Genomic DNA, 12,360 nt, shown 5'->3' with positions numbered 1-12,360 from the left:
GGGAGAGGGCTGGGGTGAGGGGCCGTCTCCGTATTCGGTGATCGCTGCGTTTGCGGAGGCCCCCCTCACCCGGAACGCATCTAACGATGCGTTCCGACCTCTCCCCGCGCGCTGGGCGAGGTGAAGCGGAGTTCGACCCTGGACTCGAAGCAAAGTCATCATGCTCTGAGCTGACGCATCTTGACCCGAAAGCTCGATTGCCCTACCGGTCACGCATGAACCGATCGATCTTCATCGCCAATTTCTGGTGGCTCGCCGACTGACAGGCGGGCCGAACGCGTTCATGCATTTTCGGGGCCGCCGCATCGGGCGGCCTTTATTGTTTCATCCCATCCGGCCCGCATGCGGTGTCCCCATTCAACCGAATGGAGATCAACCGTGACCAAACCAATCATCCTGACCGGCGACCGCCCCACCGGGCCGCTGCATCTCGGCCACTACGCCGGCTCGCTGCGCAGCCGTCTTCAGTTTCAGGACAGCCATGAACAGTTTCTGCTGCTCGCCGACATGCAGGCGCTGACCGACAATGCGCATGATGTCGGCAAGGTTCGCAGCAACGTCATCGAGGTCGCGCTGGACTATCTCGCCGTCGGGATCGATCCCGAGCGAACGTCGATCTGCCTGCAATCGCAGCTCCCGGCGCTGGCGGAACTGTCGATGCTCTATCTCAACCTCGTCACCGTCGCGCGGCTCGAGCGCAACCCGACCATCAAGGACGAAATCCGTGCGCGCGGATTCGGGCGCGACATCCCGGCGGGCTTCCTGTGCTATCCTGTGGCGCAGGCCGCCGACATCACCGCGTTCCGCGCCACCGTCGTGCCGGTCGGCGAAGACCAGGCGCCGCTGATCGAGCAGACCAACGAGATCGTCCGGCGGGTCAATGCCCTCGCCGGCCGCCCGCTGCTGCCGGAGGCCGAGGCCATCATCCCGCGCGCGGGCCGGCTGCCCGGCGTCGATGGACGCGCCAAGATGAGCAAATCCGCGGGCAACGCGATTGCGCTTTCGGCTTCGCCCGATGACATCTCGGCCGCGGTGCGCGCGATGTTCACCGATCCCGACCATCTGCGCATCACCGACCCCGGCAAGGTCGAGGGCAATGTCGTGTTCACCTATCTCGACGCGTTCGACGACGATCACGACGCGGTCGAGGAATTGAAGGCGCGCTATCGGCACGGCGGTCTCGGCGATGCGACCGTGAAGCGGCGGCTGGACGACGTCCTGCAAGCCTGATCGCACCGATCCGGGCGCGGCGCGCTGAGCTCTCGACCAATCGCGATCACGTCGTCGACGTGATCAGGCGCGGAACCCTGAAAGCGCGGGAGATCACCGAACGCACCAAGCGCGACGTGATGGCGGGGCTGGGCTTGTTCCAGCTCTGAACCCTGTCATGAAACCATGGCAGGAACTGTGCTTGGCTAAGGCAGTTGTCCGTTTTGAGCATGATCTCCGCGCAAACGCCTTTGGCGTTTGTCGCGAGGGAAAACCGCTTCGCACTTTTCCGGATCATGCTGTGGCGAAACCGGATTTGGAGCCTGTCGTGATCGATCCGAAAACGCTTCTCGAACGCGCCGCGCAGCTGGCCGATCAGGCCAAGGGCGAGGAAGACGCCGGCATCCGCGAACGGCTGCTGCGCATGGCCGAGCACTACCGCGACCTCGCCGCGCATGAGGCCTGGGCGCATGAGAACCCGCCATCAGTCGGCGCGCTGACGGGTGCGCTTGGCACCCGCCCGCATTGAGCTGATCAGGCAACCGATGTCGTTTCGTCAGCTCACGCGAATCCGGTAGCCGAGCGACTGACGCGCGCTCGGCGCGATCTGCATCAGGCCGGGCTTGTCGGCAAACTCGCCATCGAACTCCGTGGGGCTGGCAAAACCGTGCCACGGCTCGATGCAGAGGAACGGAGCTCCGCCAACCTTCGACCAGACGCCAAGCTCGCGGAAGCCGCGCCAGGAGATTTCGATCGTCGGGCCTTGCGTGGCTGCTGCAGGACCCAGTGTCGCCGTAAAGAGGATCGATGTACTTGCGATCTGATCGAAGACCATCGCGTCGTCATCGAACAGCTCCTCCAACAGCGCAAGCGTTCTGCCCTTGACCGGATTGGGTTCAGGCTGCAGTCGCATCAATCCATCCTTCAACCGCCGGATCGGCGCGGGTTCAGCCTTGCCGAAGGTCAGCGTGTAGGCTTCCTTCGGCAGCCCCGGCACCAGCGGCCAATTGAACGCGGGATGACCGCCGAGCGAGGCCGGCAGCATCTCGTCGCCGGTGTTGATGATCTCGAAGCCGACCTCGAGATCGGCGCCATCGACGGCATAGGTGACCTCCAGGCGGAACGCGAAGGGATAGCGCGCCCGCGTTTCCGCATCGTCTGTCAACGCCAGCGTGCACGATCGCGGGCCCTGCTCCACCCACGCAAAACGGTGGTCGCGCGCAAAGCCGTGCTGCGTCATCGGATAGGTCTTGCCATTGTGGCGCAGCGTGTCGTTCTTCAACCGGCCGACGATCGGGAACAGGATCGGCGCATGGCGCGGCCATTGCGGCCCGGCCTGCCACAGCAGTTCCCTGCCTTCGGCATTCCTGAGCGACGACAATTCGGCGCCCTGGGCGTTGATGGTTGCGGCAATCCCGTCGCCGCGCAGGGTGTGACTGTCGCTCATGGCCGGCCTCGTCGGGGTTGCACTCTGCCCCGTCACGAGATGTTCGATGCCGGCGCAGCCGTCAACCCCAAAGCGATCGGGCCGCCCGCGCATGGCGGCCCCGGACACCGAGCCTAACCGGTGATCTTGGAGAAATCGGGCTGGCGGCGCTCGGCAAACGCCGCAAAAGCCTCGCGCGCTTCGGCGCTCATCAGCCGCTCCTGGAAGATCTTGCCCTCGCGCGCCATTTGCGCGCTGATCCCTGCGGGATCACGCATCAGCGCCTTGGTGTGCTGCAGCGAGCCGAACGGCCGCTTCGCCAGCGCGTCGGCAGCAGCGCGCGCCTTGGCGCGGAGATCCGCGAGCGGCACGACGGCATTGGCAAGGCCGATCGAGACAGCGGTCTCCGCCTCGACCGGTTCACCGAGCGCGAACATCGCATAGGCGCGCGCATAGCCGATCCGCTGCGGCAGCAGGTAGGTCGAGGCCGCCTCCGGCACCAGCGCCAGGTTGACGAATGGCGTGATCAGCCGCGCGGTCGGCGCGAGATAGACGAGGTCGCAATGCAACAGCATGGTGGTGCCGATGCCGACCGCATTGCCCTGCACGGCCGCAACCAGCGGCCGCGTCGCCTTGGCAAGACAGCTAAGGAAGCGCGTCACATGGCGCTCGCCCTGCACGCCGCGCGACACCGCGGCGAAATCGGCGAGATCGTTGCCGGCGGTAAAGCTGTCACCGTCACCCTGCAGCAGCACGGCGCGGATCGCGGAATCGCCTTCCGCACGCTCGAGCGCGTCGGCCATCGCGCCATACATCGCGTTGGTGATTGCGTTCTTCTTGTCCGGACGCGCCATCGTCACGGTGAGAACACCACCGTCCAGCGCTACGACCACGTCACTCATGTCTCACTCCTTTGATTGCTACTCGTTTGACGCGTTTTCTTCACGCGAACCGGTACCCACTTCGCTTGAAAACGCTCTAACTGGACCTTTGATTTGAGCATGATCTTTTCGGAAAACCGCTTCGCACTTTTCCGGATCATGCTCTAGCCGTCTTTGTCCTTCGGAAACTTCTCCTGCAGGCTGGTCAGCCAGCGCGACACCACGTCGATCTCGGCTTCCGAGAAGCCGTCCATCAGGCGGTTGTTGATCACCCTGGTCCGCGTCGCGGCGCGCTTGCCGAGATCCTGGCCCGCCGCGGTCAGATGGAGCCGCTGGCTGCGCCCGTCCTCACCGTCGCGCCGGCGCTTCACGAGGCCCGCACGTTCCATCCGGTCGGCGAGCCCGGTCATCGCTGACGGCACGATGTCGAGCGCCTGCGAGACGTCGCCGATCAGCGCGCCGTCATTGCGGCCGAGGAAGAACAGCACGCCCGTCTGGGCCGACGTCAGATCGTGCGCGGCCGTCTCCTGATCGATGGCGCGTTGCAGCCGCCGATAGGCCACGGTCAGGAGAAAGATCAGCCGGTGTTCCGCTCTCATCCCGCCGTTATATATTTCGCGTGCGAAATATCAAGATATTTCGCGCACGAAATACCCGGCGATTGGTCGAAATCCGTTTTCATGTCGCGCGGCGGCCTCAATGCAACCGACACCCCCACCGGAGCGAGCCAACATGTCGATTGGAATGCGACTGCCCGGCCAGGTTGATTGCGACAGTTTGATTGCAGCGCCGGATCGCCGCAGTGCCGCCACCGGCAGAAAACCCTTGATCGGCATCGACCAAACGGGAAATCTTCCATCCAGGAGCGGCGCTTTGCGTCGCGGCTCCGGCAGCGCCACGGGAGTGTCATGACGTCAGCGGCTAGTCCGGACCGGGAACGCGTTGCCCGCCCGAAGCGGCCGCGTCATCTCAGCCAGGCCATGCGTTGTGAGACCGCGTTTCGCCTGATCCTGTCCGAATGCCTCGAGGAAGTCGCGACCAATCACGAGGCCCTGAGCTCCGGCAATCCCGCCGCGCTGCACCAGACCCGGATCGCGCTGACGCGGCTCAAGGCGGCGGTCGCCTTCTACGGCCCGATGGTGGCCGACAGCGAATGGACGCGACTGAAATCCGAACTGAAATGGCTGAGCGCCCATCTCGGCGCAACGCGCGATCTCGACGTCGCGATCGCGAACAGCAAGGGCTTGCCTGAGGAGCGCATGCTCCAGACGGCGCGAACCGACGCGTTCGACGCCCTCAAGGAAGCGTTGCAAAGCGACCGATACTGGCAATGGTTCGACGGCATGTGGGACTGGGTCGGCAGCGGTCCCTGGACCACGCGGCAGAACCGCCGCGCCGCGCAGCGGCGGGCGGTGCCGGTCGCGGTGTTTCACGCCCGCCGGCTGGCGCGGTGGCACGGCAAACTGTGCCAGCGGAGCCGCGGGCTGCAAGGCATGGGCAAGAACAAGCGCCACCGCGTCCGGCTCGCCAGCAAGCGGCTGCGCTACGCCATCGAGTTCTCGGAGGGCGGCTTGCCCGCCGATGTCTACGCATCATGGCGGAACGTGCTGAAGCATCTGCGCAAGGGACAGCAACTGCTCGGCGAACTGAACGATGACGAGGTGCGTCGCGCGCTGCTCGAAAGTGCCGATGCCCTCGCGCAGCGCGCCCAGGAGCGCAAGGCCAAGCACCAGCGCGTGCACGAGCGGAAGCGCAAGAGCCAGCTGCTGCGCCGCGCCGCAGCCGTCTATCGGAAAATCTCCGACTGAGCACCCAGCAGCGCAGCGTTGCCGGTACGCGGCATCGACGCGCAGATAGCCTTGCTCGTAATGATGTATAAAACATCATTTATTGTCCTTGTAACATCACTACTCAATATGCATAAACGACATTCAACTAGACTCGACTCCCAACCGACGGCCCGATCGATGATCACTGCAGCGCAGCTTCGGGCTGCAAGAGCCTTGCTTGGCATCGACCAGCGGCAGCTCGCCGAGCTGTCCGGACTCTCCGTGCCGACCATCCAGCGCATGGAAGCGAGCGAGGGCACCATTCGAGGCAATGTCGACTCGCTGGTGAAACTGATCGACGCGCTCGGTGCGGCCGGCGTCGAGGTCATCAACGAGGGCGCCGTCAGCAGCGGCGGCGGCCGCGGCGTGCGATTGAAGGCCGGATCAGGCTCACCGAAGGTGCAGACGTGATCTCAACGGTCGCCCAGCAGCTCTGGTGTGTAGCCGCGCTGCTGGCGACGACCGTTCTCGCGATTGCAACGAGCCGATCGCGCCGATCGACGGCCATCGTCTACGGCGCGACCTTTGCGATTTCGGCGATCGCGTTGGCCGCAGCACTGCACGCGCTGATCGCCCACAGCAATGCGACCGGACTGATGCTGCCGGTCGGCCTGCCCTGGCTGGGCTCGCATTTCCGCCTCGATGCGCTCGCCGCATTCTTTCTCGCGGTGGTCAATCTCGGCGGCGCGGCCGCAAGCCTGTATGGACTCGGCTACGGCAGCCACGAAACGACCCCGCACCGCGTCCTTCCGTTCTTTCCGGCGTTCCTCGCCGGGATGAACCTCGTCGTGCTTGCCGACGACGCGTTCACCTATCTGCTCTGCTGGGAATTCATGTCGCTCGCATCCTGGGCGCTCGTGATGTCGCACCACCGTGAGGCAGACAATGCGCGGGCGGGCTACGTCTATCTCGTGATGGCAAGTTTCGGGACCCTGGCGCTGCTGCTTGCGTTTGGCCTGCTGTCGGGAGCCGGCGGCAGCTACAGTTTTGCGGCCATGCGCGGCATCCAGCACACGCCGTCCGAAGCCGCATTGGTGCTTGCGCTGATGCTGCTCGGCGCCGGGTCGAAGGCCGGCCTGGTCCCGCTGCATGTCTGGCTGCCGCTCGCTCACCCCGCGGCCCCGAGCCATGTCTCGGCGCTGATGAGCGGCGTGATGACGAAGGTTGCGGTCTACGGATTCATCCGGGTCGTGTTCGATCTGCTCGGACCGCCAAGCTGGTCGGCGGGTGTCGTCGTTCTCATCCTCGGCGGAGTGACCGCCGTGATGGGGATCCTCTATGCGCTGATGGAGAAGGATCTCAAGCGCCTGCTCGCCTACAGCACGATCGAGAATATCGGCGTCGTCTTCGCGAGCCTCGGCCTCGCATTGGCGTTTCAGGCGAACGGCTACCGCCTGGCGGCGGCCCTCGCCTTCACAGCCGCGCTGTTCCACGTCCTCAACCATTCGTTCTTCAAGAGCCTGCTGTTCTTCGGCGCCGGTGCGGTGCTGACGTCGACAGGCGAACGCGACATGGAGAAACTGGGCGGCCTGATCCACCGCATGCCGCTTACGAGCTTCGTCTTTCTCGTCGGCTGCGTTGCGATCTCGGCGCTTCCGCCGTTCAACGGGTTCGTATCGGAATGGCTGATGTTTCAGGCGGTCCTGCAAAGCCCGGATCTGCCGCAATGGATGCTGAAGATCATGGTGCCCGCGGTCGGCGCGTTGCTGGCGCTGGCGGCAGTGCTCGCTGCCGCATGTTTCGTCAAGGCCTTCGGCATCACGTTCCTCGGCCGCGCGCGGAGCCCGGCCGCTGAGGCCGCCGGCGAGGTCGATCGCTATTGCCTCGCCGCGATGTTTGGCCTCGCCGCGCTGTGCTTCCTCGCCGGAATTCTGCCGGGCCTGGTGATCGACGCGCTCTCGCCCGTCGCAATGGCCGTGATCGGCCACCGAATGCCGGTTCAGGCGAGCGACGCCTGGCTTTCGATCGTTCCGATCGAGGAGAGCCGCAGCTCCTACAACGGATTGCTCGTCTTCATCTTCATCACGCTGCGGCGTCGCTTGCCGTGTATTTCATCCATCGCTTTGCATCGCGCGCGATCCGGCGCGGGCCCGCCTGGGGTTGCGGCTTTACCGATCCGGCTCCGGCGGCGCAATATTCCGGAGTAAGCTTCGTCCAGCCGATCCGCCGCGTGTTCGGCACGTTGATCTTCCAGGCCCGCGAACACGTCGACATGCCGGCGCCGGGCGACCTGCGGCCGGCCCGTCTCAGGATCGACATGCATGATCCGGTCTGGGAGCGGCTCTATACGCCGGTGACTGAAACAGTGTGGTTCTTTGCCGATCGGCTGAACCAGCTCCAGTTCCTCACCATCCGCCGCTATCTCAGCCTGGTCTTCGCAACCCTCGTCACTTTGCTGCTGGCACTCGCGATATGGTCGTGATCTCGGACATCCTCGTTCAACTGGGCCAGATGACGCTTGTTCTGCTGCTCGCGCCGCTCCTGACCGGCGTCGTGCGCAAGATGAAGCTCGCCTGCTACGCCGCAAAGGACCATCGATCCTCCAGCCGTACCGCGATCTGCTGCGGCTGCTGCGCAAGGAAGTCGTGCTCGCCGAAAATGCGTCCTGGCTGTTCCGCGTCACCCCCTACATAACCTTCGCCGCGATCTGGGTCGCCGCGGCGCTGGTCCCGACATTTGCCACCGGCCTTGAGTTCAACTGGAGCGCCGACCTGATCGCGATCGTCGCCCTGCTCGGCAGCGCGCGCTTCTTCCTCGCGCTTGCCGGCATGGATGTCGGCACCAGCTTCGGCGGCATCGGCTCCAGCCGCGAGGTGATGATCGCAGCGCTCGCCGAACCGGCCATGCTGTTGATGGTGTTCTGCGTCGCGCTGATTGCCGGCTCGACCCAGCTGTCGACGGTCGCGACCTTCATGGCGTCATCCGAAGTGGGCCTGCGCGTCTCGCTCGGCATGGCGATGATCGCCCTCATCATGGTGGCGCTCGCCGAAAACGCCCGCATTCCAATCGACAACCCGGCGACGCATCTGGAGCTGACCATGGTGCACGAGGCGATGATCCTGGAATATTCCGGACGCCATCTCGCCATGATCGAGTTCGGCGCCTTTCTCAAGCTCCAGCTCTACGTCTCGCTGATCATCTGCGTGTTCTTTCCCTGGCAGATCACCACCGAAGGCGCAGGCCCGCTGTCGTACCTCGTGAGCGTCGCCGCCTACATCCTCAAGCTCGTGATCGCAAGCTTCCTGCTTGCGGTGTTCGAGACCGCGACGGCGAAGGTGCGCGTTTTCCGTGTTCCCGAGTTCCTCGGCGCCGCCCTCATGCTCGGCCTGCTCGGTACGCTTCTCCGGTTCGTGTCGCGGGGCTTCTGATGCACAACCTTGCCTTCGACATTGCCCATCTGCTCGCCGGCGGGCTCGTGCTGATCAGCTTCATGATGCTGTATCAGGACCGCCTGTATGCGTTGCTGAACATCTTCGCGGCCCACGCCGTGGTGCTCGCGCTCTCCGTCGCCTGGCAGGCATTCATCCAGAACGCACCGCATCTCTACGTGACCGCGGTCATCGCGCTGGTGTTCAAGGCGATCATCATCCCGGTGGCCCTACACCGGATCGTCAAGCAGCTCGGCATTCATCGCGATATCGAGACCGCAGTCGGTATCGGCCCGACCATGCTGGCCGGCATGGGGCTCGTCGCCCTCTCGATGGTGCTGATGCTGAGGGTGACCGGCGCGGCCGATCCGCTGGCGAGGGAAGACCTCGCCTTCGCGTTGTCGGTGGTGCTGCTGGGACTGCTCGTCATGGTGACGCGGCGCAACGCCGTCAGCCAGGTCGTCGGCTTCATGTCGTTGGAAAACGGATTGGTGCTGGCCGCGACCGGCGCCAAGGGCATGCCGCTGGTCGTGGAGATCAGCGTAGCCTTCTCGATCCTGATCGCGTTCATCGTCATCGGCGTGTTCCTGTTCCGGATCCGGGAGCGCTTCGACACCGTCGATGTCGGCGCGCTCGATGAATTCAGGGGGGAGCGGCGATGAACGCGGCGTCGGATGCCGTTGCCTGGATTCTCTTGATACCGATCTGCGCCGCAGCGGTGCTGGCGGCGCTGCCCGGCTATCGGCTGACCGCGGGGCTCAATATCCTTGCCAGCTTCAGCACCTTCCTGGCCGCGCTTTCGCTGCTCGTCATCGCCCGCCCGCAACCCGGCCAGTATCTGCTGGTCGACGATCTCAACATCGTCTTCATCGTGCTCAACACCTTCGTCGGTCTAACCACGAGCGTGTTCAGCGCGAGCTACATTGCCCATGAACTCGAGACCGGGCGACTGACGCCGCGTTATCTGCGATTCTACCATGCCATGTATCAGGTCATGATGTTCGGCATGAACCTCGCATTCGTGTCGAACAATATCGGCCTGATGTGGGTCGCGATCGAGATCGCCACGCTCACCACCGTCTTGATGGTCGGCATCTACCGGACCCACGCGGCGCTGGAGGCTGCCTGGAAGTATTTCATCCTCGGCAGCGTCGGCATCGCGCTCGCGCTGTTTGGTACCATCCTGGTCTACATGGCCGCGCTGCCGGTCATCGGCGAGGGGCAGGACGCGATGGTCTGGACAGTGCTGGTCAGCCGCGCCGCGACATTCGATCCGGCATTGCTCAACGTCGCCTTCATCTTCCTGCTGCTCGGATACGGAACGAAGGTCGGCCTCGCGCCGCTGCACGCCTGGCTGCCAGATGCGCATGCCGAGGGCCCGACTCCGATCTCCGCCGTGCTCTCCGGCCTGCTGCTCAACGTCGCGCTCTACGCGGTGCTCCGCTTCAAGATCCTGCTTGCCGCCAATCCGGACGCGATATCGCCGGGTCCGCTGATGGTGACGATGGGGCTGACCTCGTTGCTGTTCGCAGCCTTCATGCTCTATCGCCGCCGCGACATCAAACGGCTGTTCGCCTATTCCTCGATCGAGCATATGGGCATCATCGTATTTGCGTTCGGGATGGGCGGCCCGCTCGCCAACTTCGCCGGCCTGCTGCACATGGTGATGCACAGCCTGACCAAGTCGGGGATCTTCTACGCGGTCGGCCACATTGCGCAGGTGAAGGGCACGCAGCGGATCGCCAATATTCGCGGCCTGACTGAAACCCATCCCGCGCTCGGTTGGGGCCTTGTGATCGGCGTGGTCGCAATCGCCGGTCTGCCGCCGCTCGGCATTTTCATGAGCGAGTTTCTCATCGTCAGCTCGACCTTCGCGCGCCAGCCGCTGCTCGCGATCCCGCTGGTGTTCGGCCTGCTGCTCGCCTTCGGCGCGCTCGTGCTGCGCCTGACGAGCCTTGCGTTCGGCGAGCCGCGCGGCAGTGCGGCGCCGGCGGAAGCGTCATATTTGCCGATGTTCGCGCATTTCGCGCTGGTGCTGACTGCGGGCATCTATCTTCCGGGACCGCTCGTTGTCTGGTTCCAGCACGTCGCCAACCTCCTGGGCTAGCGCGAGGGAAAACGAGACATGCCGGCATTGATCGATCTGATCCGGGCAGGCCGCAGGGTTGAACGGCACAACCCATGGCCGCGCGTCAGCGTGGACAGCGGCACCTGGCGCTCCGCCGCCGGCGCCCTTGCGGATGGCGGCCTGAGCTTGCTCGGACTGTGGGGCGAGCCGGCGCGCGTGCATATGGCGCTGCTTGACAACAGCACATCCAATATTGGTGTGATCAGTCTGGACTGCCCGGATCGCCGCTATCCCTCCGTTGCCGCCCGCCATCGCCCGGCGCTTCGATTGGAGCGCACCATCCACGACCTGTTCGGACTCGTGGCCATCGAGACGCCGGACAGCCGCCCCTGGCTCGATCATGGTCGCTGGCAGATGCACGCACCGCTGGGCGAACGTCTCGATGCGGCACCGGATGCAGCGCCTTATCCGTTCCTTCCGGCCGAAGGTGACAGCCTGCACCAGATTCCGGTCGGCCCCGTGCATGCCGGCATCATCGAACCCGGACATTTCCGCTTCACCGCCAGCGGCGAGACCGTGGTTCGCCTCGAGCAGCGGCTCGGCTACACCCATAAAGGCATTGAAGGGTTGATGGCGGGAAGCACCGTCGAGCAGGCAGCACGGCTCGCCGGCCGGGTGTCCGGCGACAGTACGGTTGCCTATGGACTGGCATTCGCGCAAGCCGTCGAGGCCGCGCAGCAGATTGTCGTGCCGCCGCGCGCGGTGTTGCTGCGCGCGCTGATGGCTGAGCTCGAGCGATTGGCCAACCACCTTGGCGACATCGGCGCGATCTGCAACGATGCGTCGTTCGCACTGATGCACGCGCATTGCGGCGTGCTGCGCGAGCGCGTGCTGCGCGCGGCTGACGCTGCCTTCGGCCACCGCCTGATGCGCGACATCGTCGTTCCCGGTGGCCTGGCGCGCGACATCACCGGCGAAGGACCTGCGGCAATCCGGGCCGCGCTCGAGCAGGTCCGCCGGCATTTTCCGTCGCTGGTCGAGCTCTATGACAACACGGCATCGTTACAGGACCGAACCGTCGGGACCGGCATCGTCACCCCGGCACTCGCACGACAGTTCGCCGCCGGCGGCTATGTCGGACGTGCCAGCGGCCGCGGCTATGACGCCCGCCGCAGCCCTGGCTATCACCCCTATGACGGCCTGCGCTTCGACGTGCCTGTTCTCAGCGACGGCGATGTGAACGCCCGCGTCTGGATCCGGATCCGCGAGGTCGAGCAGAGCCTGTCGCTAGCAGGCCAGATCCTCGATGCGCTCGAGGCCGGCCCGATCAAGGTGCCGCTGCAGATTGCGCCGGAGCCTTGCGAAGGCATCGCGCTCGTTGAAGGTTTCCGGGGCGACATCCTGGCATGGCTGCGCCTGAGCGACGGCCGGATCGAGCGATGTCATCTGCGCGATCCGTCATGGTTTCAATGGCCCCTGCTCGAGGCGGCCATCGAAGGCAACATCGTGGCGGACTTCCCGCTGTGCAACAAGTCGTTCAACTGCTCCTATTCAGGGCACGACCTCTGAGGACCGGACG

9 protein-coding genes and 3 pseudogenes are annotated in these 12,360 nt (G+C 64.8%); 9 read left to right on the top strand and 3 right to left on the bottom strand.

The genetic code is table 11. The annotated features are described in order from the left end of the window. Positions 1-378 precede the first annotated feature (378 nt). Positions 379-1,379 (top strand): annotated as a pseudogene (gene trpS, locus AKN84_RS15745) (tryptophan--tRNA ligase). A 158-nt stretch (positions 1,380-1,537) separates the two neighbouring features. After that, positions 1,538-1,738: a hypothetical protein gene (locus AKN84_RS15740; RefSeq protein WP_050421611.1), complete on the top strand. Its 201-nt coding sequence runs from the start codon at positions 1,538-1,540 to the stop codon at positions 1,736-1,738. 27 nt (positions 1,739-1,765) lie between these two features. Here AKN84_RS15740 and AKN84_RS15735 read toward each other — a convergent pair whose 3' ends face one another. From AKN84_RS15735 to AKN84_RS15725, 3 genes are all read right to left on the bottom strand, one after another. Continuing rightward, on the bottom strand, positions 1,766-2,656 hold the full coding sequence (locus AKN84_RS15735; protein WP_050421610.1) for an aldose 1-epimerase family protein: 891 nt from the start codon (positions 2,654-2,656) through the stop codon (positions 1,766-1,768). 113 nt (positions 2,657-2,769) lie between these two features. Further along, entirely contained in the window at positions 2,770-3,537 is a 768-nt protein-coding gene (locus AKN84_RS15730; protein WP_050421595.1) for an enoyl-CoA hydratase-related protein, read from the bottom strand. Positions 3,538-3,680: 143 nt separating this feature from the next. Continuing rightward, positions 3,681-4,115 (bottom strand): MarR family winged helix-turn-helix transcriptional regulator, encoded by a 435-nt coding sequence (locus tag AKN84_RS15725; RefSeq protein ID WP_050421594.1) that lies wholly within the window; start codon positions 4,113-4,115, stop codon positions 3,681-3,683. A 309-nt stretch (positions 4,116-4,424) separates the two neighbouring features. On the opposite strand from AKN84_RS15725, the gene AKN84_RS15720 reads away from it, so the two are divergent. The 7 genes and pseudogenes from AKN84_RS15720 to AKN84_RS15690 all read left to right on the top strand — a co-directional run bounded on the left by AKN84_RS15720 (position 4,425) and on the right by AKN84_RS15690 (position 12,350). Next, positions 4,425-5,324: a CHAD domain-containing protein gene (locus tag AKN84_RS15720; protein ID WP_244485158.1), complete on the top strand. Its 900-nt coding sequence runs from the start codon at positions 4,425-4,427 to the stop codon at positions 5,322-5,324. A gap of 159 nt (positions 5,325-5,483) precedes the next feature. Further along, a complete protein-coding gene (locus tag AKN84_RS15715; RefSeq protein WP_050421592.1) occupies positions 5,484-5,756 on the top strand; it encodes a helix-turn-helix domain-containing protein in 273 nt (90 codons plus the stop codon). Continuing rightward, a pseudogene (gene hyfB, locus AKN84_RS15710) lies at positions 5,753-7,767 on the top strand (hydrogenase 4 subunit B). Before AKN84_RS15715 ends, hyfB begins: the two are co-directional and overlap by 4 nt. Continuing rightward, positions 7,758-8,713, top strand: a pseudogene (locus tag AKN84_RS15705) (respiratory chain complex I subunit 1 family protein). The pseudogenes hyfB and AKN84_RS15705 overlap by 10 nt, the downstream one beginning before the upstream one ends. Further along, positions 8,713-9,375: a hydrogenase-4 component E gene (locus AKN84_RS15700; protein ID WP_021077468.1), complete on the top strand. Its 663-nt coding sequence runs from the start codon at positions 8,713-8,715 to the stop codon at positions 9,373-9,375. Before AKN84_RS15705 ends, AKN84_RS15700 begins: the two are co-directional and overlap by 1 nt. After that, positions 9,372-10,820 carry a hydrogenase 4 subunit F gene (locus AKN84_RS15695; RefSeq protein WP_050421591.1) on the top strand — a complete coding sequence of 483 codons (1,449 nt, stop codon included), beginning with the start codon at positions 9,372-9,374 and terminating at the stop codon, positions 10,818-10,820. Before AKN84_RS15700 ends, AKN84_RS15695 begins: the two co-directional genes overlap by 4 nt. A gap of 18 nt (positions 10,821-10,838) precedes the next feature. Further along, positions 10,839-12,350, top strand: coding sequence for a hydrogenase large subunit (locus tag AKN84_RS15690; protein ID WP_050421590.1), 1,512 nt, complete (start codon positions 10,839-10,841; stop codon positions 12,348-12,350). Positions 12,351-12,360: the final 10 nt, after the last annotated feature.

This window comes from Bradyrhizobium tropiciagri, from assembly GCF_001189845.1.
In the GTDB taxonomy this organism is placed as follows: Bacteria; Pseudomonadota; Alphaproteobacteria; order Rhizobiales; family Xanthobacteraceae; genus Bradyrhizobium; species Bradyrhizobium tropiciagri.
The sequence above is the reverse complement of the archived record's forward strand: the minus strand, read 5'-3'. Positions and strand labels throughout refer to the sequence as shown.